General features: G+C 39.6%; 24 protein-coding genes and 1 pseudogene. 8 read left to right on the top strand and 17 right to left on the bottom strand.

Features of this window, described 5'->3' with window-relative positions:
* Positions 1-311: 311 nt before the first annotated feature.
* Together parE and parC are read left to right on the top strand one after the other, a co-directional pair.
* Positions 312-2,279, top strand: a complete 1,968-nt coding sequence (parE, locus tag EBQ12_RS00420; RefSeq protein WP_017367329.1) for a DNA topoisomerase IV subunit B — start codon at positions 312-314, stop codon at positions 2,277-2,279.
* 2 nt (positions 2,280-2,281) lie between these two features.
* Positions 2,282-4,723, top strand: coding sequence for a DNA topoisomerase IV subunit A (gene parC, locus EBQ12_RS00415; RefSeq protein WP_008343788.1), 2,442 nt, complete (start codon positions 2,282-2,284; stop codon positions 4,721-4,723).
* 53 nt (positions 4,724-4,776) lie between these two features.
* Here parC and EBQ12_RS19590 read toward each other — a convergent pair whose 3' ends face one another.
* The 3 genes from EBQ12_RS19590 to EBQ12_RS00405 all read right to left on the bottom strand — a co-directional run bounded on the left by EBQ12_RS19590 (position 4,777) and on the right by EBQ12_RS00405 (position 6,647).
* Entirely contained in the window at positions 4,777-4,902 is a 126-nt protein-coding gene (locus tag EBQ12_RS19590) for a hypothetical protein (protein ID WP_008343787.1), read from the bottom strand.
* 29 nt (positions 4,903-4,931) lie between these two features.
* Complete coding sequence (locus tag EBQ12_RS00410) at positions 4,932-5,279, bottom strand: hypothetical protein (RefSeq protein WP_008343786.1); 348 nt, start codon at positions 5,277-5,279, stop codon at positions 4,932-4,934.
* A 195-nt stretch (positions 5,280-5,474) separates the two neighbouring features.
* Positions 5,475-6,647: an MFS transporter gene (locus EBQ12_RS00405; protein WP_008343785.1), complete on the bottom strand. Its 1,173-nt coding sequence runs from the start codon at positions 6,645-6,647 to the stop codon at positions 5,475-5,477.
* 77 nt (positions 6,648-6,724) lie between these two features.
* Between EBQ12_RS00405 and EBQ12_RS00400 the strand changes: the two genes are divergently transcribed.
* A complete protein-coding gene (locus tag EBQ12_RS00400; RefSeq protein WP_125588779.1) occupies positions 6,725-7,888 on the top strand; it encodes an isocitrate/isopropylmalate dehydrogenase family protein in 1,164 nt (387 codons plus the stop codon).
* A 2-nt stretch (positions 7,889-7,890) separates the two neighbouring features.
* Positions 7,891-8,445: a sugar O-acetyltransferase gene (locus EBQ12_RS00395; RefSeq protein WP_046343638.1), complete on the top strand. Its 555-nt coding sequence runs from the start codon at positions 7,891-7,893 to the stop codon at positions 8,443-8,445.
* A 210-nt stretch (positions 8,446-8,655) separates the two neighbouring features.
* Here EBQ12_RS00395 and arsC read toward each other — a convergent pair whose 3' ends face one another.
* From arsC to EBQ12_RS00355, 8 genes are all read right to left on the bottom strand, one after another.
* Positions 8,656-9,075, bottom strand: coding sequence for an arsenate reductase (thioredoxin) (gene arsC, locus EBQ12_RS00390; protein ID WP_008343782.1), 420 nt, complete (start codon positions 9,073-9,075; stop codon positions 8,656-8,658).
* A 14-nt stretch (positions 9,076-9,089) separates the two neighbouring features.
* Positions 9,090-10,394, bottom strand: a complete 1,305-nt coding sequence (locus tag EBQ12_RS00385; protein WP_481747115.1) for an arsenic transporter — start codon at positions 10,392-10,394, stop codon at positions 9,090-9,092.
* A gap of 6 nt (positions 10,395-10,400) precedes the next feature.
* Positions 10,401-10,748, bottom strand: a complete 348-nt coding sequence (locus EBQ12_RS00380; protein WP_125588775.1) for an ArsR/SmtB family transcription factor — start codon at positions 10,746-10,748, stop codon at positions 10,401-10,403.
* Between the two features lie 934 nt (positions 10,749-11,682).
* Positions 11,683-12,786, bottom strand: a complete 1,104-nt coding sequence (locus EBQ12_RS00375; protein ID WP_125588773.1) for a threonine synthase — start codon at positions 12,784-12,786, stop codon at positions 11,683-11,685.
* Between the two features lie 72 nt (positions 12,787-12,858).
* Complete coding sequence (locus EBQ12_RS00370) at positions 12,859-13,233, bottom strand: RidA family protein (protein WP_035700977.1); 375 nt, start codon at positions 13,231-13,233, stop codon at positions 12,859-12,861.
* Between the two features lie 11 nt (positions 13,234-13,244).
* Entirely contained in the window at positions 13,245-13,895 is a 651-nt protein-coding gene (locus EBQ12_RS00365) for a helix-turn-helix transcriptional regulator (RefSeq protein WP_008343772.1), read from the bottom strand.
* A 162-nt stretch (positions 13,896-14,057) separates the two neighbouring features.
* Positions 14,058-14,738 carry a TetR/AcrR family transcriptional regulator gene (locus EBQ12_RS00360; protein WP_430384042.1) on the bottom strand — a complete coding sequence of 227 codons (681 nt, stop codon included), beginning with the start codon at positions 14,736-14,738 and terminating at the stop codon, positions 14,058-14,060.
* Positions 14,739-14,780: 42 nt separating this feature from the next.
* Positions 14,781-15,950, bottom strand: a complete 1,170-nt coding sequence (locus EBQ12_RS00355; RefSeq protein ID WP_017367344.1) for an FAD-dependent oxidoreductase — start codon at positions 15,948-15,950, stop codon at positions 14,781-14,783.
* Between the two features lie 256 nt (positions 15,951-16,206).
* Here EBQ12_RS00355 and EBQ12_RS00350 point away from each other — a divergent pair, with 256 nt between their 5' ends.
* From EBQ12_RS00350 to EBQ12_RS00340, 3 genes are all read left to right on the top strand, one after another.
* Complete coding sequence (locus EBQ12_RS00350; RefSeq protein WP_017367345.1) at positions 16,207-16,395, top strand: hypothetical protein; 189 nt, start codon at positions 16,207-16,209, stop codon at positions 16,393-16,395.
* 30 nt (positions 16,396-16,425) lie between these two features.
* Positions 16,426-16,629, top strand: coding sequence for a YdhR family protein (locus EBQ12_RS19585; protein ID WP_080589149.1), 204 nt, complete (start codon positions 16,426-16,428; stop codon positions 16,627-16,629).
* A 93-nt stretch (positions 16,630-16,722) separates the two neighbouring features.
* Entirely contained in the window at positions 16,723-17,493 is a 771-nt protein-coding gene (locus EBQ12_RS00340; protein ID WP_125588771.1) for a pentapeptide repeat-containing protein, read from the top strand.
* A 43-nt stretch (positions 17,494-17,536) separates the two neighbouring features.
* Here EBQ12_RS00340 and EBQ12_RS00335 read toward each other — a convergent pair.
* The 3 genes and pseudogenes from EBQ12_RS00335 to EBQ12_RS00325 all read right to left on the bottom strand — a co-directional run bounded on the left by EBQ12_RS00335 (position 17,537) and on the right by EBQ12_RS00325 (position 19,542).
* Positions 17,537-17,961, bottom strand: a pseudogene (locus tag EBQ12_RS00335) (cytidine deaminase).
* 225 nt (positions 17,962-18,186) lie between these two features.
* Complete coding sequence (locus EBQ12_RS00330; RefSeq protein WP_048001471.1) at positions 18,187-19,113, bottom strand: alpha/beta hydrolase fold domain-containing protein; 927 nt, start codon at positions 19,111-19,113, stop codon at positions 18,187-18,189.
* Positions 19,114-19,140: 27 nt separating this feature from the next.
* Complete coding sequence (locus EBQ12_RS00325) at positions 19,141-19,542, bottom strand: MerR family transcriptional regulator (protein WP_017367349.1); 402 nt, start codon at positions 19,540-19,542, stop codon at positions 19,141-19,143.
* Between the two features lie 384 nt (positions 19,543-19,926).
* On the opposite strand from EBQ12_RS00325, the gene EBQ12_RS00320 reads away from it, so the two are divergent.
* A complete protein-coding gene (locus tag EBQ12_RS00320) occupies positions 19,927-20,235 on the top strand; it encodes a magnetosome magnetite crystal formation protein family (protein ID WP_056703204.1) in 309 nt (102 codons plus the stop codon).
* Positions 20,236-20,289: 54 nt separating this feature from the next.
* Here the strand turns inward: EBQ12_RS00320 and EBQ12_RS00315 are convergent, their stop codons facing one another.
* The 3 genes from EBQ12_RS00315 to xynC form a co-directional block, all read right to left on the bottom strand.
* On the bottom strand, positions 20,290-21,693 hold the full coding sequence (locus tag EBQ12_RS00315) for a sensor histidine kinase (RefSeq protein ID WP_057079474.1): 1,404 nt from the start codon (positions 21,691-21,693) through the stop codon (positions 20,290-20,292).
* A gap of 2 nt (positions 21,694-21,695) precedes the next feature.
* Positions 21,696-22,403, bottom strand: a complete 708-nt coding sequence (locus EBQ12_RS00310; RefSeq protein WP_057079473.1) for a response regulator transcription factor — start codon at positions 22,401-22,403, stop codon at positions 21,696-21,698.
* A 131-nt stretch (positions 22,404-22,534) separates the two neighbouring features.
* Positions 22,535-23,800: a glucuronoarabinoxylan endo-1,4-beta-xylanase XynC gene (xynC, locus tag EBQ12_RS00305; RefSeq protein ID WP_025207427.1), complete on the bottom strand. Its 1,266-nt coding sequence runs from the start codon at positions 23,798-23,800 to the stop codon at positions 22,535-22,537.
* Between the last annotated feature and the right edge of the window lie 40 nt (positions 23,801-23,840).

The following is a 23,840-nucleotide window of genomic DNA, read 5'->3' as shown; positions in this document are numbered from 1 at the left end:
GGTGACCTTGCATATCGAGAAAAAGAGCGATAAGATAAATATAGAACATTTGTTCTGTTTTGCTAAAACCATCATATGATTGCATTTGGCTTATGAAACAGTCTTGTTTATAATGGACTTCTAGTTCTGATTGCAGAATGTAGAACATTCTCATAACCGTGCAAAAGAGCATGTATCACTGAATCACACATGCATGGTGATGATGCAGCTTATTAAAGTGGACAGTAATGAGCAGCATGATCATCATTAAAATCTAGAGAGATCATTGATGATTAGCCGGTTATGTTTGTTAGTGAAAGGGGATTAAGCATTTGGTTAAAAAGCAGCAAGTAGATTATAACGATGATTCTATTCAGGTGCTAGAGGGGCTTGAAGCGGTCCGTAAACGTCCAGGGATGTATATTGGATCGACGGATTCCCGCGGTCTTCATCACCTTGTCTATGAGATTGTAGACAACTCTGTCGATGAAGTGCTCGCTGGCCATGGAGATCATATCATTGTCAAAATACATAAAGATAACAGCATTTCCGTCCAAGATAAAGGGCGCGGAATGCCTACTGGTATGCATAAGCTTGGAAAACCGACACCTGAGATCATTTTAACTGTCCTGCACGCAGGCGGAAAATTTGGTCAAGGTGGTTATAAAACAAGTGGTGGACTTCATGGGGTTGGGGCGTCCGTTGTGAACGCACTTTCAGAGTGGCTCACCGTGACGATAGAACGCGATGGATTTATTTATCACCAGCGCTTTGAACATGGCGGAAAGCCAGTCACATCACTTGAAAAAATCGGGAAAACGAAAAAGACCGGTACACTGATTCATTTTAAGCCAGATCCAACGATGTTCAGTGTCACCACCTATAATTTTGATATATTATCAGAGCGTTTAAGAGAATCAGCCTTTTTATTAAAAGGGCTAAAAATAGAGCTGATTGATGAGCGCCATGATGTGCAGGAAACCTTTTATTATGAGACAGGTATTGAAGCGTTCGTTGCTTATTTAAACGAGGAAAAGGATGTACTTAGTGAAGTCGTTTCGTTTGAAGGCGAACATCAGTCCATTGAAGTCGATTTTGCCTTTCAATTTAACGACGGATATTCAGAAAATATTTTGTCGTTCGTCAATAACGTAAGAACCAAAGATGGCGGTACACATGAGTCTGGTGCAAAAACGGCCATGACGAGAGCCTTTAATGAATATGCACGCAAAGTGACCCTTTTAAAAGAAAAAGACAAAAATTTAGAAGGTACGGATATTCGTGAAGGTCTGTCAGCTGTTATTTCTGTCAGAATTCCTGAAGAACTTCTTCAATTTGAAGGACAAACAAAAGGAAAGCTTGGAACGAGTGAGGCTAGGTCTGCTGTAGACGCTGTGATCTCTGAAAAATTGGCTTATTTCCTTGAAGAAAACCGCGAAACGGCAACACTGCTTGTGAAAAAAGCGATTAAAGCGCAGCAGGCAAGAGAAGCGGCTAGAAAAGCAAGAGAAGAAGCAAGGAGCGGCAAGAAACGGAAAAAATCTGAAGCAACACTCAGCGGAAAATTAACACCTGCTCAATCTAGAAACCCGGCAAGAAACGAACTGTATCTTGTAGAGGGCGACTCAGCGGGTGGATCAGCCAAGCAAGGACGTGATCGTAAATTCCAAGCGGTGCTGCCGCTTCGAGGGAAGGTCATTAATACAGAGAAAGCAAAGCTTGCGGATATTTTCAAAAACGAAGAAATCAACACCATTATCCATGCTATTGGCGGCGGGGTTGGTGTCGATTTTAATGTAGAAGACATCAATTATGACAAAATTGTCATCATGACAGATGCTGATACAGATGGCGCGCATATTCAGGTTCTATTGCTTACATTCTTCTACCGCTATATGAAGCCGCTGATTGAGCATGGCAAAGTATTCATTGCCCTTCCGCCTTTATATAAAGTTAGCAAAGGCTCAGGGAAGAAAGAAGTCATTGAATATGCTTGGTCTGATGAAGAAATGGATGACGTACTAAAGAAAGTTGGAAAAGGATATACGATTCAGCGCTATAAAGGTTTAGGTGAAATGAATGCCGACCAGCTATGGGAAACGACAATGAATCCAGAGTCGAGAACGCTTGTCAGGGTGAAGATCGATGATGCTGCACGGGTGGAACGCCGCGTCACGACACTGATGGGTGACAAAGTAGAACCACGCCGTAAATGGATTGAAAAGAATGTCGCCTTTGGACTTGATGAGGAAAGCAACATTCTTGAAAATGAAAACTTGTCGCTAGCTGAGGAGGTTTAAACATGGCACAACAAGAACGATTTCATGATTTACCGTTAGAAGAAGTGATTGGGGACCGTTTTGGTCGCTATAGTAAATATATTATCCAAGATCGTGCACTTCCAGATGCACGTGATGGATTAAAGCCTGTACAACGAAGAATTTTATATGCGATGTATGCAGAAGGAAATACACAAGATAAAAACTTCCGTAAAGCTGCCAAAACAGTCGGTAACGTCATTGGTAACTATCATCCGCATGGTGATTCATCTGTTTATGAAGCAATGGTGAGAATGAGCCAGGATTGGAAAGTGCGAAATGTGCTGATTGAGATGCATGGAAATAACGGGAGTATCGACGGAGATCCTCCTGCTGCCATGCGTTATACTGAAGCAAGGCTTTCTGCCATTGCATCAGAGCTTTTAAAGGACCTCGACAAGGAGACAGTCGAATTTGTCGCGAACTTTGATGATACAAGCAAAGAGCCTGTTGTCTTACCAGCGATGTTTCCCAACCTTCTTGTGAACGGTTCAACAGGGATTTCAGCCGGTTATGCGACTGATATTCCGCCGCACCATCTAGGAGAAGTGATTGATGGCGTGATTAAGCGAATCGAACAGCCGCATTGTACGGTTGAGGATTTAATGACAGTCATCAAAGGGCCAGATTTCCCAACAGGCGGGATCATTCAAGGTGTGGATGGTATTAAGAAGGCATATGAAACAGGAAAAGGAAAGATTATGATTCGCGGAAAAGCGGAGATTGAAACCATTCGTGGTGGACGCCAGCAAATCGTGATCACAGAAATTCCTTATGAAGTGAATAAGGCCAATCTTGTCAAAAAGATGGACGAGTTCCGCATTGAAAGAAAAGTAGAAGGAATTTCAGAAGTTCGGGATGAGACGGATCGTACCGGCCTTCGGATTGTTGTAGAGCTGAAAAAAGAAGCAGATGCGAATGGTGTCTTGAATTTCTTATATAAAAATTCTGATCTGCAAATCCCATATAACTTTAATATGGTCGCGATACATAACAGAAGACCGACTTTAATGACGCTTACAACTGTACTAGACGCTTACATTGCTCATCAAAAAGAAGTGGTGACGAACCGCTCAGCATACGAGCTTCGAAAAGCAAAAGAACGTCATCATATTGTAGATGGGTTAATTAAAGCTCTTTCCATTTTAGATGAAGTCATTGCGACGATCCGTTCGTCTAATGATAAGCGTGATGCGAAAAACAATTTGATGGAGAAATATGATTTTACAGAAGCACAATCAGAAGCGATCGTTTCTCTCCAGTTATATCGTTTAACAAATACAGATATCACCCAACTAAGAGACGAAGCAAGAGAGCTTGACGTGCGAATTGCAGAACTTGAAGACATTTTAGCGAATGAGAAAAAGCTGTTTAAAGTCATTACGAACAACTTGAAGAAGTTGAAAAAGACGTATGCTGATGAAAGACGATCTGTCATTGAGGAAAAAATTGAAGAAATTAAGATTAACCTTGAAGTGATGATCGCATCAGAAGACGTGTACGTCACAGTCACAAAGGATGGATACATCAAACGGACAAGCCAGCGTTCCTATGCTGCATCAAACGGTAAGGACTTCGGTATGAAGGATACAGACCGACTGATTCACCAGTTTGAAATGAATACAACAGATGTTCTTCTGCTCTTTACGAATAAAGGGAGCTATATTTACTGTCCAGTTCATCAGCTGCCAGATATACGCTGGAAAGACATGGGGCAGCATATTACGAATATTATTTCGATTGATCGCGATGAATCCATTCAAAAAGCGATCCCAATTAAAGAATTCGATGAATCATCGTATCTCCTGTTCTTCACAAAAGGCGGTATGGTGAAGAAAACAGAGCTTCTCCAATATAAAGCGCAGCGTTATTCAAAACCGCTTGTCGCCTTGAATTTAAAAGGTGATGATGAACTTGTAGATGTTCATGTCACAACAGGTCAGCAAGAATTGTTTATTGCAACGAAAAATGGCTATGGATTATGGTTTGATGAAGAAGAAGTGAGTGTGGTCGGTCCGAGAGCGGCTGGTGTGAAAGGCATCAATTTGAAGGACGGAGACGAGGTGGTCTCTGGACAAATGATTGATCCGAAGAACAATGTGCTTGTTCTCACGACACAAAGAGGTGCTGTGAAGCGGATGAACCTCTCTGAATTTGATAAGACATCAAGAGCAAAACGTGGAGTGATCATGCTAAGAGAATTAAAGAAAAACCCTCACAGAATTGTTGCTGTGATTGCTGCTTCACTACACGATACACTTGAGATTGATACGGAAAAGGGTGCCACGATCCCGCTAGATATTTCCACACTAAGGGCAAATGATCGTTATAGCAATGGATCGTTTATTTTAGATGAGGAAGAGCAGGGAGAAGTAACTCAAGTTCTTTTATCACCTGCTGCATCTGACCAAGATGACAATAAATAAGCAAAATGAAAACCCCCTGCGTAAGGCAGGGGGTTTTTTATGATGAGGTCAATTTAACTCTCGTGATTGCCAAACATGCTTGTGATGGCATGCACTACTTCAATTCCTTGGTAAACGAAAAGAGAAAGTGAAGTGACAGAGAACAGACCTAGAATGAATACTCTTAAGAAAAATAACATCGTGTAAAACCTCCCAATTTTTGTTTGATTTAAATGGTTGGGTTAACACGAGCTACTCGGAAATTCGAAGACTGGTAGAACACTGCAAGTAAATGCTTCTTTTTCCGGTCAAATCGATCAGTATAAGTGATGCGTGCAAATCCAGCTGCCATGCTGCCAATGACTAGCAGTGCTGTAAATGCCGCAAATACTGCGTTCACATGTTTTTGTTTCTTTTCATCGCCTGCTGTCTGAACGATTTTCATTTCATGTGATTCTTGATCAGCAACCACCTTTGCATGATGGTATACCTGAACGGAATGAGGCATTGAGAACAAATGAAAACTTGCAAGTGCTATGAATAAGACTGCTAATTTTAACAGCATATTTTTTTTCATTTTTCTCACCCCTTCCTGTTTATTTTCATGATCTTACCACGTTTTCAGTTATTTGAAAAGTCTTATTTTTTTACTTTCCCTCTTTAAAAAAGCGCTAAACATCAAGACATCTATAGGACTGTTTCACTTCATGAAAGGTTTCAATTTTATTTTTTAAATTTAAAAAAAGTACCGAGATCAAAGATCTGGCACTTGTCAAAAAGAATGTATTGATGTCGGTTTTGCAACAGCTTTTGTGAAGATTCCCGCAATACAAGTGGCAAACAGAACAAAAATAAACGCATGAAGCAGTCCGACTTGATTGGCGAGCAGTCCTAAAACAGGGGGCCCTGATAGAGAGGCTGTATACCCAGATAAAGTGACGATACTGACACGCTTGACAGCATAGCGGCTATCATCACCAGCTGCTGAAATGGTCAGCGGGAAGCCTAAGGACGCGCCAAGTCCCCATAAAAAGATAGATATCATACACACGACGAGTGAAATCTTTAAAATCACCAAGAATAGTCCGGCGGCAGCAGATAAAATCGCGATTCTTAGCAATAGCACCCTGCCAAAGCGATCAATGAAACGTCCGCTCAGTAGTCTGCCACTAATCATCCCGCACAAAAATAATGCATAGATGACCGTACTCATTGAATGAGAAACCTGATAGCCATCAACCATTGCTAGTGGAATCCAATCATTTGCAGAACCTTCTACAAATGCGAGACATAAGGCAATCATCGCTAATGAGATCGTTCGTTTGTTCAGCCATGATGTTTGAGAAGCCTCAACTGATTCTGTCTGCGTCTCATCCTGATCTTTTCCTGTCCCGTGCGGAATAAACCGTGTACAAATCAGGATACTGAGAAAGAAAAGGAGTGCAATGGTGTGAAGGTGAATGAGGACAGACACACCTAAATAAATAAAGAGAATTCCTGCACCTGCACCAATTAACGTTCCAATACTGAAAGAAGCATGCAAAATCGGCAGGATCGTTCTCTTGATCTGATACTCAATCTCCGTTCCTTCTAAGTTCATGGCTACATTGCACATGCCTGAGCCTGAACCAAAAAGAAAAAGGCCAGCAGTGACAATTAGCGTAGAAGAGAGGGCGGCGCCGATTGCAAGGGTTGAGAATCCAATAAACATCAAAAAAGCGCTGACCACAATCGCCACTCGGCCGCCTTTTTTGCGAACGAATACATTGGACAGAATCAGCCCGACGATGGAACCTACAGATAGGCCGAGTAAAATGAGTCCCATTGTGCCTGTATCTGCTTGCAACAAATCTCTCACTTCTGGTGTTCTTGAAAACCAAGTGGAGATGGAGATCCCAGACATCGTAAAAATAACAATGATCGCTTTATACCACTTTAATTTCATCTAATCCCTCATATCTATGTAGTCATACAGAACAAATCTACTCGATTATAAAGGAGACTTCTTGATTCGTAAATAACATGAGGGAGGATCATCATGAAGAAAATATTCCAACTTCATCATTCTTTGATAGAATAAAGACAAAAGGGGCGATACATATGTCATATCGAATAGGTGTTTTAAAGGGAGACGGGATTGGACCGGAAATTGTTAATTCTAGTATGCGTATTTTTAAGACAGCGCTGTCACAGTTCAATGAACCATTTGTGGAATTTGTAGAGTGTCCTATCGGTGCTGAAGCCATTCATTCTCATCAAGATCCAGTGCCAGCTTCTACGATAGCCGCCTTGAAAAAATGCCATGGCTGGATATTAGGACCTCATGATTCAGCTTCATATCCTGATCAATTGAAAGAAAGAAGAAATCCAAGTGGAGAACTGCGTCATACATTTGATTTATTTGCAAATATTCGTCCATCGCAATCGCTACCAGGTGTGAAAAGCGTTGCCAGTGGCGTCGACCTTGTCATTTTTCGAGAAAATACAGAAGGCTTTTATCCAGACCGGAATATGTATCAGGGGACAGGAGAGTGGATGATTACACCAGATGTCGCCATATCTACAGGTGTGTTTACAAAAAAAGCAATTACCCGTATTGCCCACGCGGCCTTTCAACGTGCAGTGGAGAGGAGGGGGAAAGTCACCATTGTTCATAAAGCGAACGTGATCAAATTAGGATCTGGCTTGTTTTTACGAACATGTCAAGAGGTAGCGAAAGCATATCCACAAGTGGAGGTTGAGGATATTCATATTGATGCGATGGCTGCTCATTTAGTGAGACGTGCAGGTGATTTTGATGTGATTGTGACAGAAAATATGTTTGGCGACATATTATCTGATCTTGCAGGGGAACTAGTCGGAAGTTTAGGAATGGCACCCTCATTAAATTGTAACGAAAATCAAGCGATGGCACAGGCGGCACATGGATCAGCACCTGATATAGCTGGTCAAAATATCGCCAATCCAATGGGCATGATTCTTTCTACAGTGATGCTTTGTAACTGGTTACATGTGAAATATCAAGATGAAAGATTAAAACAGACAGCCAGTCTGATCGAACATACTCTTGATGAGACCTTAAAAAAGAACTTGAAAACGAAGGATTTAGGAGGAAATGAGACGACGACACAATTCACCGAGGCATTCATTCAAACGATGAATGAAGTTTCAATAAAAGGGAGATGAACATGAAAACAGAAAAAGAAAAGATGATCAAAGGAGAATACTATCACCCAAATGACCACACATTGATGAAAGATCGAGCAAAAGCGCGACAATTGACATTTGCCTATCAGCAAACAAATGAGCCATCACAGAGAAAGGCCATTTTAAAGGAGCTTTTAGGCGCTTGCGGAGATGATGTGGTATTTGAAGGCAGAATACAATGTGATTATGGATACAATATCGAGGTTGGTGAGCATTTTTTTGCGAATTTTGATGCTGTGTTATTAGATGTTTGCAAGATTACAATTGGAGATCATTGTTTGTTAGGTCCGAATGTACATATATATACAGCTGGACATCCGTTAAATCCAGAAGAACGTCAAACAGGTATTGAATTCGGCAAACCAGTCACAATTGGACATCATGTATGGATTGGCGGTGGTGCCATTATCAATCCAGGTGTGACAATCGGAGATCATGCTGTCATTGCATCAGGATCCGTTGTAACAAAAGATGTTCCGTCAAATGTGATTGTTGGCGGGAATCCTGCAAAAATCTTAAAACATTTAGAGGAATGAAAATCTGACGAATCAACCGTTGGATTTTCATTTTTTATTTTATCTCAATAAGATAAGTATACTTAATAATGAGACAAAGAAAATTCAATTGTTGTTTAACTTCCTAGAATATATATTATGTAAACTAGATATTAATTAATGCAAAAAGAGAATCTTTGACTTGATCCTCTTTATTATTAGATTTTATATTCAATCGACTCAAACGCAGCACTACTTTCCAGTCTCAGCAAACTGTTTCAATCGATCTCCAATTTCATCTCTTACCCTTTGGAAAAATGACCACTTCTCTTCTTCTGTTCCTTCTGCTTTTGCTGGATCATCAAAGCCCCAATGGACACGCTCGACATGAGGAGGAGTCATCGGGCATTTATCAGCTGCGTCCCCGCATAGTGTTACGACTAAGTCAGCGTGATGTAATATTTTCTGATCAATCAGGTCAGACGTTTGATGAGAAATATCAATCCCTATTTCTTTCATTGCTTTTACAGCATTCGGATTTAATCCATGAGCTTCAATACCAGCGCTATAAACCTTCCACTCATCTCCAAGATGCTTTTTAGCCCAACCTTCAGCCATTTGACTGCGGCAAGAATTACCGGTACATAAAAAGTAAATTGTTTTCTTTGACATGTTGATCGTCTCCTTTAATGTATAATCAATAGCCAGAAATACAAAGCTAAAAGTGTAATGAATAGTGTTGGTACAGTTAAAATGACCCCTATTTTGAAATATGTCCCCCAGGAAATCTTCACACCTTTTTGAGAAAGGACATGAAGCCATAGAAGTGTTGCTAAGGAGCCAATGGGCGTAATTTTTGGTCCTAAATCAGAACCAATGACATTTGCGTATATTAACGCTTCTCTCATCATTCCTTGTGTATCGGTGCCGGATATGGCTAATGCATCGATCATGACCGTCGGCATATTATTCATGACAGATGAAAGAATCGCTGCGATAAATCCCATACCAAGAGTCCCTGCCAATAAACCTTGATCTGCTACAGCTTGAATTACGCTTGAAAGAGCATCAGTAAGTCCTGCATTTCGCATGCCATAGACAACAACGTACATACCTATGGAAAAGAAAACGATCGCCCAGGGAGCTTCTTTTAGAACGCTTTTTGTTTGAACAGAAGGGCTTTTTTGTGCAATGACCAAGAATAAAATGGCAATCACACCAGCTATGACCGATACAGGTATAGATAAAAATTCGCTTGCAAAATAACCAATCAATAAAAAAGCTAATATATACCAAGATAATCTAAACATCTTTGGATCTTTTATTGCTTCACTTGGGTGTTTTAACTCATTCATATCATAGCGTTTAGGTATACTCTTTCTAAAGAAAAGGTACAGTACAGTGATACTCGCAAGCAACGAAAAAAGGTTTGGAACCACCATTCTGGATGCATATTCAATAAACGTAATGTTAAAATAGTCGGCTGTTACAATGTTCACCAAATTACTTACGACAAGAGGGAGCGACGTTGTATCTGCAATAAACCCACTCGCGATAATAAAAGGGAATACAATTTTTTCATTGAAGTGTAATGCTCTGACCATGGCTAAAACAATGGGTGTCAAAATAAGTGCTGCACCGTCGTTTGCAAATAAAGCAGCGACGATTGCACCAAGGATGGTCACATACACAAACATACGCAACCCACTGCCTTTTGCAGCTTTTGCCATATGCAATGCTGCCCATTCAAAAAAGCCGATTCGATCAAGGATGAGTGAAATGACGATAATGGCGACAAAAGCTAAAGTCGCATTCCAAACGATGCCTGTCACGGTGATCACATCGTCAACATTCACAACACCTACGATTAATGCTAAAATGGCCCCTCCACATGCGGACCACCCTATGGATAGATTTCTTGGCTGCCAAATAACCAATACCAAAGTTAACAAAAATATGATTAATGATAAAACGGCAAAACTCAAACCCATCCCTCCTTACGAACAAGACATGTTTGTTGCGTTCTGTTGTATTCTTTTTAAAAGGTCATCTTCTTTATTAATTTGATTTAAGATGATACGAATCGTTTCAAATTCTGGAGACAGTGTATTGATTGAATAATAACGCCACTGCCCTTTTCTGTTCTCATTGACAAATCCAGCTTTTTTTAATTTCCGTAGATGCTGACTAATAGCTGGTTGACTCATTTCGAACATATCTACCAGTTCACACACACAATATTCTTTCTCCAAAAACAATTTCATCATGATCATTCTTGTTTGATCACTGAGTGTTTTTAAACAATTCGACATATGTGTCACACCAATTGAAACATCTGTAGTCACAATGATTCCCCCTCTTTTCAAATATGGGTGTCGGTCCCTGTTATCAACTCCTTCAACAGTATATAACTGAAAACTTATATAATCAATTGATTATATGAATTTAAACAAAAATTTATTCTTAGTTATGCTCCCCTTTCATTTCATCTTAAGGAAATTCTATTTTTGGCTCAAAATAGCTATCATTTTTGTGTCAGCATGCTGTTGGATTTATGCTAACATGAGTCATTTGGGTGTTTTAAGTACCAGTACCAACATTTTTTTGCATACCAATTTTCTGTTAATGCTTTGATTATTGTGTAATGTCGAGCTGTTTGAATATGTTCTAATACTGCTTTCGTACTTTATTGCAAGTAAAAAACCATGTCAATTAAGACATGGTTTACGTCATCAACACAAATGAAAAACTTTATCCTTGACCTCTATTTTATTGAGAGAAAGAATCAATCGATCCGTAAAGATCTTTTACATTATATAAATCCCAATGGCTCATTTTGTTGATGTGCCAATTCCATTCCCACTGCCAGAAAGAGATCGTTCATTTTATCCATATCATCATCTGGCCAATTTTGGATCAGTTGACGCAATTTAACTGCAACAGTTTGACAAACCTCTGGCATTAAGTAACTATCAGAATCCGGAAAGATCCAGCAAAGGAATGATGTCATCTGTAAAGTTTTTAAAGGGTATGTCCCCGCCAAATCCCTCCATTTCATCTAAATTCATACCGATACATGCTGCTAATTTGCATCTAAAATCATGGAAGTTGGTGCAAGACCAATGTGCTTCGCAATGAGTAAAATCCATTTCCACGAATCATTCTTCCGTTTTCAAATTGTGATGGTCAATGTTTTCAACATTCGCAAATATTACTCCCGATTGATCATATTATAGGACAACGATGCACGCAACGCTCTATTCTACCAGAGTCCTAAGGTTATGTTGATTTAATCCCTGCCCCACAAAGAGGTATGATAATGGTTTCTTCTGATTCCTTTTGATATTTCATGTAGCCAGCAAAATTGATGGCAGATGTCACTTCGACATAAAATCCTTTCTCACTCAGTTTAGAGCGTGCATGTATAATTTCTTCTTCTTCAATATCAATAAACGTACCATTCGTCTTGTATACAGCTTCTAAAATTTGTTTAGAACGCGCTGGGGCAGCAATAGCGATCCCTTCTGCTACAGTCCCTTTATTTGTGACAGGTGATGCTGATTCTTCTTCATTTTGATAGGCTTTCACAAGGGGTGCGCAGTTTTTCGCTTGGACAGCAACAATTTTCGGTATTTTATGAATGAGACCATTTTCAAATAACTCTTTAAAGCCATAATACGCACCGAGCAGCAGAGTGCCGTTTCCAACCGGAATGATTAAAGCATCCGGTGCTCCTTTTAGTTGCTCAAAGATTTCATAGGCGTATGTTTTTGTACCTTCGAAAAAATAAGGGTTATAGACATGGCTTGCATAAAAAACGTTTTCCTCGTCTACTGCCTTTTGGGCCGCAGCTGCAATGTCCTCTCGTGTACCATGAATTTCTTTAATCGTTGCTCCGTGGGCTTTTATTTGAGCGACTTTTTTAGGTGACGTTTGATCACTTAGATAGATGTCACAGGCAATACCACAACGCGCCGCATACGCAGCAATTGCCGTTCCTGCATTCCCGCTGCTATCAGCAATGACTTTTGTTACCCCTAATTCCTTAGCTTTTGTCATTAACACAGCTGCTCCACGGTCTTTAAATGATAGTGTCGGCATCATATAATCAACTTTTACATAAGTGTTTGGTTCATTAGGATCTAGAACGATTAAAAGAGATTGGCCCTCGCCCATTGTCACAGTTTCCCACGTCTTAGAACCTTTTGGAAATGGCATGGTTTCAACATAACGCCATAATGAATTTGGATAGTGATCCCAAGCTATGACGTCTATTTTCGGGGTATCTTTCACTAGATTGAATACTCCACCACAATCACATTTCCATAGAGTTGGTGTCATCTCATATTTTTTCCCGCAATCGTTACAACTTAATTGATTCATTCTTCATCTGCCCCTTTGAATATTTTTTTATACAAAATATAATTTTTTATATAGGGTGGTCAAAAAAATATTCTAAACATATGCAATGGCATCCATTTCAATTTTGAAACCAAAATGTAATTCATTCGTTGGTACAATCGTACGTGCTGGTTTATGTTCACCGAAAAATTCGGTATAAACCGCATCTACTTTGTCCCATAATTCAATATCTGAAATGTATAATGTCATGCGCAAAATCTTTTCTTTTTTACTTCCAGCAGCCTCTACAATCATCTCTACATTCTTAAGCGCTTGTAATGTCTCTTTTTCAATGGGGCCGAACTCTTTTTCTGTCGTTTCAGGATTGATGGCAAATTGTCCCGACACATAGACCGTGTTTTGATGAATGGTTGCGAATGCATAGTGTCCGTTTGATTTTAGATTTCCTACCTCGAGTACGCTTTCCATTTTGACACTCCTTACCTCGATTTATTTTTGATTTCATCCAAATAGCTATAGACGGTTACTTTGGAAATGCCTAACATAGATGCGACCTTCTCAACAGATCCTTTCATTAAAAAAATGCCCTTTTCATCCATGAATTTGATTAGTTCAATTTTTTCATGACGTTTCATAACTGGATGAACACTGTTTTGAATGATTTGTTGAATCAATTGATCTACTATTTCTTCCACATTTTCAAGATCATCATTTGATGTTGTTTCTTTCTCTTGAGCTTCCACTTGTGTAGAAAGAAAAGTATCCATAAATTGCTGCATTTGATTCAGTGCTTCAACATCAAAATTGATACAGAAAGCACCGATCACTTTTTGCTTTGAATCACGTATTAATGAAGTCGAAGAACGAATCGTACGCTTATCTTCTGTTATAAATGTATAACCAGCCAGATAATCTTCTTTAAAATCTTCTGATTGTAATACAGTCTTGACTAGATGATCAAATGATTGGCCGATTTCTCTTCCTGTCACATGGTTATTTACTGTAAACATGACAGATGCTTGAGGATTCGTTAAATCATGAATCACCACTTCACAATTTGGTCCAAACATTTTTGCAGTTGATTTTGCTAAAGGAATATAACTCTCTAATAATTTTTTAATATGTTCCATGCCTAAGCACCTCATTTTTTTATTCCACTAGATTATATAATTTTTTATATATAAAAACAATATATAGATTTATTTATATATTGTAATGCTCACAAGATCACAAATATGAAAATCACCATATAAAAAAAGCAGCCATTGACTGCTTTTTGCTTGTGCTCCTTTCTAATTGTCTTCCTGCTGGATGCCATACAAAATGACGTCAATTCCCCATCGGAACCGTTCCATTGATACGGTATCACCTGCAAACATTTCTTCTTTTACACGATGAATGAAAGGAAACTGCGTTTTGTCTGCTTGAAGAAATGCTTTTTTTGTGTCTGAAATCTGTGAAGAGCCTTGTTTCTTCCAAGAGACCTTTTCGTATGCTACAGAAGATACGTATAACAGCAATAGGTCTACTCCCCATGCTGCGGATGTAGATTTGATCCCGCCTTCATGCAATGCAGCGAGAAGATGTTCGGTCAACTGAAGAAAGTTCGTTCCTTGTGGAATGGTGGAAAGAGAAATTTCAGCGAGACCAGGTTTTTCGAATAGCAGGAGGAAATAAGTATGCAATAGGTCGAATAACTGTTCTTTCCATGTGCTATCCTTTGAATCTGGATAGACCATTTGTCCGAGACCATAATCCAATACGTAAGCACTGAGTTCTTGAACATTGTTCACGTAGACATACAAGGATGCAGGTCCCGTATCGAGTGCTTTAGCCACCTTACGCATACTCATGCCCTCTATCCCATGCTCCTTAAGAAGCTCATAGGCCGTTTTCACAATAAGCTCACGGCTTAAGGGTTCTTTAGCCGGCCGAGCCCGGCGACTGATCATACGACGATTTGAATTGTTCATACTCTCTTTATAACATGTCAAAGTAAAATAGTAAATTGAGCATCAATCATCATCCTTTTGAAAAGAATTCATCATATCTGCAAGCTTGACCGCAGCGTCTTTTGAAAAACACAGTTTTAAACTATTCTCCGATTCATTAGCTTTTTTCGATGAATATTCGTACATCATGTCTTCGTATTCTTCAATCGCCTTTTCAAAATGATGAGGATGTCGGACAATAGCAAGTGCTAGCTCCCTTGCATCAAACATCGCCATGTTCACACCCTCGCCTGCGAATGGTGACATGACATGAGCTGCATCACCGATAAGCGTTACTCCTTTATGACGATTCCATTTGAAACCGACAGGAAGCGTATAAATCCGTCTTGGAATGATGGTATCTTCTGCATAACGAATATAATTTTTCAGCTGATCATCCCAATCACTAAATAACGCTAATAATTGTTCTTTTGCTTCTTTCACTTGATGAAACGGTATACCACAAGTCTCGATCCAGTTGCGTTCTACCATAAGGCTTGCATACACTTTGATTCGGCCATCTCCGTTTAACTGCCCAATCAGTCCTTTGTGGTCTGCCAAAGCAAACATCTTACCTCGTTTATTAAATTCAGCTAAATCAGGGTGGTTCTCCTCTACGCTTAAGACATTCAGTTCTAGCATCGTGAGCCCAGAGTATTCAATCTCAATATCTGTTAACAGAGGACGCACACGAGAAAAAGCACCATCAGCCCCAATCAAAAGGTCAACTGTTTCGACAACTCCGTTTTCAAAATGAAGCTCTGTCATACCACTTTCTAATGAAACGCATCTTTCTAGTTTATACCCATATTTGATGGTTTCAGCATCAATTTGTTTTAACAGTAGTTCACATAACACACCACGATCAATTTCCGGGCGAGTACCTGTTTGATCTGATTCCGTTTCTTCATCTAAATAAATTCTTCCTGATTTATCAAGTAATCGGAAATCTTCCCCTTCATAGCGGGCGTTCTTTTGAAATTTCTCATAAACTCCTGCTTCTTTTAAGGCATTTTGACCTGTTTCTTCGTGAATATCCAGTGAGCCGCCTCGTTCAAGGCTCTTGTCATGCATCTCTCGTTCATAAATGGTTGTTTGTATACCGTAATTTTGCAAAATTAAGGCAAGTGTTAGTCCCCCAGGTCCTCCTCCGATGATAGCGATTTGCTTTTGATTCTTAGATAATGACGTCATCTTCTGCATCTCCTCATCCCTTTGTGGAAATCGTTTTAAATTCCATTTCATTTATATTATAACGAACATCGTTCGTAAAGAACAGTGTTCGTTCAAAATCGTTTGTTGTACGATTTTGTTTTCATGAAAAGAAACCCATCGCCCACCCTCATATGATACACTCCATCTAGGAAGGTTAAAGGTTGTCGAATCATAACAATGATACTTAGATCAGTAGGTCTCCAGTGTTCTCACTCTAAGTGTAAGAGGTGTTTCTATGAATAAATTGTTTGCCATGTTGATATTAGGATTAGGCTTTAGTGGTGCCGCACTTATTCTTTCTATCCCTTTGTTATTCAAAGTCAAACCAGAGCAAACTGAGCTGGTGTTTGCTGCTGGATCAGCGGGCGCTTTCGCAGTATTTGCGGTCTCATGCCTAGTGCTTCGAAAGCAATTCAATCGCTAAAAAACCTAAACAAAATCCACCATTATAACAATGGAGATGTGTTTAGGTTTTTGTGATTTACCAGGGAATCTATTTATCCAAAACAAAGAGACTGCTGAAATATATCACGATATGCACTCTAAACGAATCACTAGCTTTGGCATAATAGACATCAATGCGAAAATCTTTGATATTAATTCTGACATTCCTCATATCACAAAAGGTCCATTAAACGCATATCGTTTTGTGATATAATCTTGAGTCAAAGACAAGAGCTGATAGAAAATGAACTGGCTGAATGGACATCATGACTGTGAAAATTTCTGAAGAAATGATAGGGTGATAGCGATGAGAAGACTTGAGTCTGGTATATCAGTAGACAACGAAACATTTTCTGATGTTGCCAGGTATGAAAACGAAACAATTAGCAGAACGACAATCATCAACTCAAATATTCATTCTCCTATTTTTTGGAGCTGTCACTTGGATCATCTTGTATTTGATACGTGTGATCTGACGAATGCGAGATTTTTTGCCGGTAGTACGATTGATCATTGTACTTTTAGTCATTCAGACTTGCGCTCTGTGGGCATTGGCAAAAACGAAGCTGTCTTCACCAATTGCGAATTTTCTTCCTGCGATATGAGGGGAATGACATTGGAGAATGCTACGTTTATCGATTGTACTTTCTCTAATTGTAGATTCAATGACCGTGTTTTACAGGCAGCGAACATCGTCAATTGTACCTTTGCTGGTAAGCTAATAGATATAACGTTTGAGGGAAATGGCAAACAAAAGCTGATCGCCAATTTTGAAAACTGCACCCTTGATGGTGTTCGTTTTATAGGCTGTGACCTAGCGGCATGTATTCCGCCAGCATCCAAAAACCATTTATATGTTGAACATGTATCTGCACGTGTGAAAAAGGCCTGTGAGAAGATAGATGATGATGATCCTACTCTTTCTGACGATGATCGTAAAATACTAGTACGCAGTCTGCGGAAGCTTGAACAAATGGAACAGTATATTTTTAACACGAAATATATGGAGAACATACATGGGGCCGCTTTTGTTGAACGCTTTTTCAGTCATCTTGGATGTAGCAAGGATCACATGTAACGTTTGCTACATCCCTTTTCCTACTTTATCTTTATGTCGTACATCAGCTTCGAGTATATTTGAGCGGAATGAGTTCTTCGATTTTCACCTTGACCAGCTCCCCATCCATATCAAGGATGACAAAACATGTTGGTCCAAAGTCTGAAATGAGCTCTCGGCAGATGCCGCAAGGGCTGACTACCCTAATTCTTCTATCTTTTTCATCTGAATAAGGGTGTCTCACTGCAACAATTGTATCAAAATCTTTGTATCCATTCGATAAAGCGCTGCCAATCGCAATGGCTTCTGCACAAACAGTTACCCGTCCGATATAGGCTTCTATATGGACAGCTGATATGATTTCTCCTGTTTTCATGCGGATCGCTGCCCCTACATGATGCTTGTCACATCTTCATAAAGACTGATCATCTTCTTTTTTGCTTCGTCTATTAATTCGATATCTTCTTGTGATAGATCAAACGTTTTCATCGCGTTTCCCCTTTCACCTCACTGCTCGTATGTATTATACCAAACATGAGGTGATGAACTGAACTTCACTCTCCTTTACTAACCAGCCAAAAGACCGTTTAATCTGTAGTGAATGGCCATTTTGAATGTATTTCATATTCAATTGAAAAAGGCTGCTTTCAAGTAAGCAGCCTTTTCGCCTATTTACATCAGAACATGTACCCTTTCTAGGTGTGAACTGAATCCCTATCGATTGATCACTTGAATGATTTTCTTCAGAGCATCTGCCGCTTCTGGAATTGGCATGACAACAAACACATGCAGCATTTCAGGATAAACAAAGGTTTTGATGTCCATTCCTTGTGCTGATAGTTTTTCATCGAGCTTTATGGCATCTGGATATAACATATCATGTGTTCCAATGAAATGAGTGATCTTCCCGAGCCCTTTAAAGTCACCGTAAATCGGACTAATCAATGGGTCTGTGAGACTTTGATCAGCTGCCCACAATTTTGTGATGACTCCCATTCCTTCATGACCTAGAATCGGATCTTTTTTTGCATATTCAAATATGAGAGGGTTGCTCATACTCATATCCACACACGCAGATAGTAACACGATATCCTTCGGCTGCGGCAGATCCTCTTTCTTTAAAAGGTGCGCAAGACCAAGTGAGATGTTTCCGCCAGCTGAATCTCCCATGATCGTCAATTGATTGGCACTTCCGGCAGTTTTCAGAAGGTCTTTATATAGGTTAAGCATTTTCGGATACGTATCCTGATTGCTATAATGAGGTACTTTTGGATAAATAGGAGCGACTACTTTCGCACCTAGTGATTGCGCCATTTTATCCATGAACCACCAATGGACATTCAAAGGCTGATTTGTCCACGCGCCACCATGTAGATAGAGAATGACTTTTTGATTTTGTGATGCTTGTTCATTCAATGTGAAAACTTGCATGCCTTCGAATGTCTGCTCTTGTACCTCACTGATTAACTTCACATCATCCCCAATGGCATAAGGCTGCGTATTTTCAATTCCTTTTTGCTCGAGGAATTTTTTTGTCTGTTCGATACTAGAGAAACTCTCTTTATTACTTTGCGAAGCGAATAATGTTTCAAATTGAATACTTTCTTTAGAACGTTCACCATGATACATTTCTACACTCATTTTTTTTCTCTCCTTCACTCAATAGGTTTATTGATCATCCTGCTTCGGAACACGAAATGATTCTAGGTAGACTTGTACTTTTTTCTCAGGGGTTTTTAATAAGTTAGATAAAAGGTCTTGAATGAGACGAAGGCTTTTAATTTTCTTTTCAATTTCTTCATGTTTAAGATGGACAATTTGTCTTAGGGTATCAAGGTCTATGTCTTGACTTAGCATGTCCATAATTTCAGCTATTTCCTTTAATGAATAACCGAGCGTTTTCGCATCTTTGATCAATTGAATTTTCACAACATAGTCGTCTGTATAGAATCTGTAACCGTTTGAACGTCGTCTTGGAGCAGGTAATATGTTGTGCTCTTCATAGTAACGAATTGCGGCAGGACTTACTCCTGTTTTTTTGGCAAGTTCTCCTCTAGTCATCAACTCCATCGTTACTCCTTTTTTATTATTTTGTTTTACTATATGTACATTATAAAGGTTGAATTATACTTCAAGGTCAAGGTGAAACATTTTTCGGTCAACTTTTGTTATCAAATGATTGTAGCGAAGAGGTCTCTAGCTTGAACATCCGGGTAGAACATACTCAAATGGTTCGACTTTACTGATTGTAGATTCAGAGGGGGTGAAGTCAACTTTTTTTCTGAAAAAATAAATTGAAATATCGATCATCATTTTATGGTTTAACATATTTAAGGTTGCTGTAAGGTTCGGATTAATACGAGTTAAGGTTGAGGTTGTACAATGGGTTTGTAAGGAATTGAGGGATGAGTCAAATGGTCCCCTCTTCTAAATCAATCATAGAGGTGAAAAGCTTTGAGAGAAAATAAAATTTTGTCTTCATTATGTTACTTCAGTATCTTTTTTGCACCATTTCTATTTCCGATTATCGTTTATTTCTTAGGAAAAGACGAAGTGAAACACCATGCGAAAAAATCACTATGGACACACATTATTCCTTATTTGATTTTCGGTCTTGGTATTGCCGGTTCAGGTTTACTTGGCATGAACGATATCAGTCATGCTGGTCCGTTCTTAATTGCAACGTATGCTGTGACATTCCTTGTGGCGATCTACTTCTTCATTTGGAACATTGTGAAAGGCATTAAAGTGTTTTCAGAATAAGAGTTAGAAAAAACGGTTCTGTGATTGATCAGAACCGTTTTTTTGTATGTCCGTTTAAGCGGGTAATTGGATATCAATCGTTGTTCCTTCTCCTATTATACTTTGTATTGTCATATCTCCCCCGTGTTTTTGGATGATATCTTTTGCAATCGCCATTCCAAGACCTGAGCCTGCATGTGTCCCTCCTGTATTCGTCCCTCTATAGTAGCGGTCAAATACTTTTTCTAGCTCTGCCTCTTCAATTCCTTTGCCGTTGTCTTGAATGGTGATGTGGGTATGTTCTTTTTGTTCAAGCTGTACAATGATTTTCACATCAGCATCATTGTGAACAAGGGCATTTAAAATGAGATTGGTGACCGCTCTTCTTATGAGGATCGTATCAATATTCAACATAAGCTTGTCTACATTCGTTTGCAGCTCAATGGTCTGATCTGCATATCTCGAATCGTTGAGGATATCAATTAACGTTTCACGCAGCAATGGCACAATGTTCACCAGTTCTTTATGCAGCATCACGTCGTTATTTTTCAGCCTTGTTGTTAAATTGAGATCCTCCATCACATCTTTGATGTACAATGATTTATTCTCTATGATGCTGGCATAATGTCTAATGTCTTGATTTGAAAGAGGATAATTTGGATCTTTCATGATTTCTGCATAGCCTTGAATAGAGGATAATGGTGTTTTAATATCATGAGAAATATGACTGATCCACTCTTCTCGCATTTGCTCTAACTTGTCTTTTTCTTTTTGGCTTGAAGCGAGCTGCTCGGATAAGTGATTGACATTATAGAACACATCTTTATATATCCCCTTCGTTGGCAGCTTTGTCGTATAATCTCCGTTTGCGAGCCGCTGGATGCCATAAATGGCACGGCCGAGCGGTTTGATGAGTTGCCGGCTAAATAAGTATCCAATGAATAAGGCAATGATGGCATCAATCGATAATAAAATCATCGTCCCGATATTGAATTGCGATATTAATTCTTTCGTATCAAAAGAAAATAAATATTTTCCGATGGAAGGGTCCTTAAATCCGATGAAGTAGCTGTATTCTTTACCCTTTCCATTTTTCCCTCCAGCATAGATCGTCGACATCAATTGCTTATCTTTATATTTATGTAAGTTTACAATTTCTATAGGTGTGTATTTGCTCTTTAAGTCGTTAGGTGCTAGTGCATGATAGACGTCTTGTCCATTTTCGTCTAATATTTGAATCCACGCATTTTGTTGTTTTAAGGCTTGCTGTCCTTCTTTATTCACAGTGATATTTTGATTAGACAAGGTGATGTATTGTTCAAATGTTCTTGTGAAGGTTTCCGGCGTATTTTCTTCGTTTTGCTGACTGCTTGCTTGTAGTACAAGCCATATCATGAATCCAAATAAGTTAATAAAGACCGTGATAATGGTCACGATAATAACAGAGACCATGTATCTGCCTGTTAATCGCCATTTCATCTTTACGCATCCTTTACAACAAATTTATAGCCAAGCCCTTTGACCGTCACGAGAAATTCTGGTGTAGATGGGGAATGTTCTATTTTTTCCCGCAGTCTTCGTATATGAACCATTACCGTATTATCAGAACCGAAGAAATCCTCTCCCCAAACCGTTTGATAAAGCGTTTCTTTACTGATGACGCGATTCGGATGCTGCATGAAATAAGTCATCATCATAAGTTCTTTCCGAGTGAGTTCAATTGCCGCACCGTTTTTCGTCAGTTCGGCTTGCTGCTCGTTTAACTCAAATGGTCCTTTTTTGATCACGGGCTCCGCTTGAGAAGGCTGTAAGTAGGATGACCGTCTTAGCTGGGCTTTTACCCGGTAGGCGACTTCTTTTGGACTGAACGGTTTTGTAATGTAATCATCGCCGCCAATGGCAAGTCCTACAATTTTGTCTGATTCCTCTCCCTTTGCTGATAAAAAGATAATCGGAACATGTGAGACATCTCTGATTTGTTTACAAATATCATAGCCTTCTCCGTCTGGCAGCATAATATCCAGTATGACGAGATCTGGTTGTTCTTGATGAAATTGCGTGAGCCCATCACGGGCAGTTGAAGCTGTTAACACCTGGTCAATGCCTTCTCTTGTTAATACGGTATGGATTAATTCTAAAATTTCTTTTTCGTCATCTATAATCAATACTTTGCTTTGAACCTTTGGCATGATGATCACTCTCCTGAAGTCATTGTTATTATTATACCCAAAGTGTTGACGTCGTGAAAAATCAACTTTCTATTTACACAGAAAAAAGCCAATTTTCTTTTTTAATGAGAAAATTGGCTTTTCGTGTTTCTCTAGCGTTTGACCACAAATGTTGTCACACTTTGAGCAGGGAGATGAGCCCAAAATTGATTTCCTGATATGTTTAAGTCAGTTCCAGGTTGAAGGTTGCTGCTGCCGCTCGTCACCCATCTAGACGCCTGAGAAACAGAGCCATTTTGCACGACGAAGTGTTGATTGACCCCTGCATTGTTTTTATTAATCGCCACAATGACGACCTGATTGTTTCCTTTATAGGCTGAGACGAAAACATTCGATTCAGGGCTTTTCGTTGCATCAATTCTGACGTACCCTGGACGCACAAACTTGGAGAAATGCGCCATGTTGTATCCGCGCTTGCTAATCATTCCATCTTCTTTCATAGGACCGTATGATCTCCGGATGTACCACCACACATACGCCTGAAAGTCCCCTTCCACCATTGAATGGTGAATATGCTCTGATACCCCTAATGCCTCAGGCCAGCGGTCCGCTGAATTGTTATCACTATTCGGGTAGTAGACCTCTGTCATCCATAGCTCTTTCCCTGCCCCTTTTTGTTTGAAAAGAGGGTACGGAAGCTGGCTAATTTGGGTTCCGTATAGATGAGCGCCGAGAATGTCCATATTCCTTAGCGCCTGCGGATCGTTTAAGATAGGATCTGAGATATTCTTAAGGTATTGAAACGATTCTGGTGCAATCACACGTGCATTAATGGAGCCGGCATTTTCTCTCATGAATCGCAGGATTTCCTGAGGTGTCCACCATGTCCATTCATGCGCATAATCAGGCTCGTTTTGTACAGAAATGGCATAAAGATTGACTCCGTTGTTTTTCATGTAAGTGACAAAATCATTCAGATGCTGAGCATATGCTGCGTATTGATTGTATTTAAGCCGCTTGGCAGGTGATCCATTCCGGTTAAATGTTTCAACCATACTGCTTGGAGGATTCCAAGGGGAAGCAATGACTAGAGCACCATGCTCGATCGCTCGTTTGGCCGTCGCGACTTCTCTGCTCCAATTGTTTCTGTTTTCGTCTACATAAATTCTAAGAATGGAAAACCCTAACTGATTTTGTCCATTGCCAAAGGCAGTCTCCCTTTGTGGCGCTGTCAAATCACCAATCCAAGCTGGATGGTTCATTCCGCCAAAACCACGAATCACTTGTCTTTCTGCATTAAGGTTAATGTTTGCGTCAGCTGCTGATACTTCAGCTACTCCGGGGCCTATGAACATGACAGATAGCATGGTGAAACACACCAATAAAGCAAGCATTGGTTTTTTTATACATGACATCAAATTTCCCACTCCTCTATCAAACATTTAAGCACCTTTATTC

This window comes from Bacillus sp. 2B09, assembly GCF_003946835.1.
GTDB lineage: Bacteria > Bacillota > Bacilli > Bacillales > Bacillaceae > Bacillus > Bacillus altitudinis.
The sequence above is the reverse complement of the archived record's forward strand: the minus strand, read 5'-3'. Positions and strand labels throughout refer to the sequence as shown.

Coding starts and splice junctions, on each gene's coding strand:
- parC (WP_008343788.1), top strand. CDS start 2,282: ATGGCACAACAAGAACGATTTCATGATTTACCGTTAGAAGAAGTGATT.
- EBQ12_RS19590 (WP_008343787.1), bottom strand. CDS start 4,902: ATGTTATTTTTCTTAAGAGTATTCATTCTAGGTCTGTTCTCTGTCACT.
- EBQ12_RS00410 (WP_008343786.1), bottom strand. CDS start 5,279: ATGAAAAAAAATATGCTGTTAAAATTAGCAGTCTTATTCATAGCACTT.
- EBQ12_RS00405 (WP_008343785.1), bottom strand. CDS start 6,647: ATGAAATTAAAGTGGTATAAAGCGATCATTGTTATTTTTACGATGTCT.
- EBQ12_RS00400 (WP_125588779.1), top strand. CDS start 6,725: ATGAGGGAGGATCATCATGAAGAAAATATTCCAACTTCATCATTCTTT.
- EBQ12_RS00395 (WP_046343638.1), top strand. CDS start 7,891: ATGAAAACAGAAAAAGAAAAGATGATCAAAGGAGAATACTATCACCCA.
- arsC (WP_008343782.1), bottom strand. CDS start 9,075: ATGTCAAAGAAAACAATTTACTTTTTATGTACCGGTAATTCTTGCCGC.
- EBQ12_RS00385 (WP_481747115.1), bottom strand. CDS start 10,394: ATGGGTTTGAGTTTTGCCGTTTTATCATTAATCATATTTTTGTTAACT.
- EBQ12_RS00375 (WP_125588773.1), bottom strand. CDS start 12,786: ATGAATCAATTAAGTTGTAACGATTGCGGGAAAAAATATGAGATGACA.
- EBQ12_RS00370 (WP_035700977.1), bottom strand. CDS start 13,233: ATGGAAAGCGTACTCGAGGTAGGAAATCTAAAATCAAACGGACACTAT.
- EBQ12_RS00365 (WP_008343772.1), bottom strand. CDS start 13,895: ATGGAACATATTAAAAAATTATTAGAGAGTTATATTCCTTTAGCAAAA.
- EBQ12_RS00360 (WP_430384042.1), bottom strand. CDS start 14,738: ATGAACAATTCAAATCGTCGTATGATCAGTCGCCGGGCTCGGCCGGCT.
- EBQ12_RS00355 (WP_017367344.1), bottom strand. CDS start 15,950: ATGACGTCATTATCTAAGAATCAAAAGCAAATCGCTATCATCGGAGGA.
- EBQ12_RS00350 (WP_017367345.1), top strand. CDS start 16,207: ATGAATAAATTGTTTGCCATGTTGATATTAGGATTAGGCTTTAGTGGT.
- EBQ12_RS19585 (WP_080589149.1), top strand. CDS start 16,426: ATGGAGATGTGTTTAGGTTTTTGTGATTTACCAGGGAATCTATTTATC.
- EBQ12_RS00340 (WP_125588771.1), top strand. CDS start 16,723: ATGAGAAGACTTGAGTCTGGTATATCAGTAGACAACGAAACATTTTCT.
- EBQ12_RS00330 (WP_048001471.1), bottom strand. CDS start 19,113: ATGAGTGTAGAAATGTATCATGGTGAACGTTCTAAAGAAAGTATTCAA.
- EBQ12_RS00325 (WP_017367349.1), bottom strand. CDS start 19,542: ATGGAGTTGATGACTAGAGGAGAACTTGCCAAAAAAACAGGAGTAAGT.
- EBQ12_RS00315 (WP_057079474.1), bottom strand. CDS start 21,693: ATGAAATGGCGATTAACAGGCAGATACATGGTCTCTGTTATTATCGTG.
- EBQ12_RS00310 (WP_057079473.1), bottom strand. CDS start 22,403: ATGCCAAAGGTTCAAAGCAAAGTATTGATTATAGATGACGAAAAAGAA.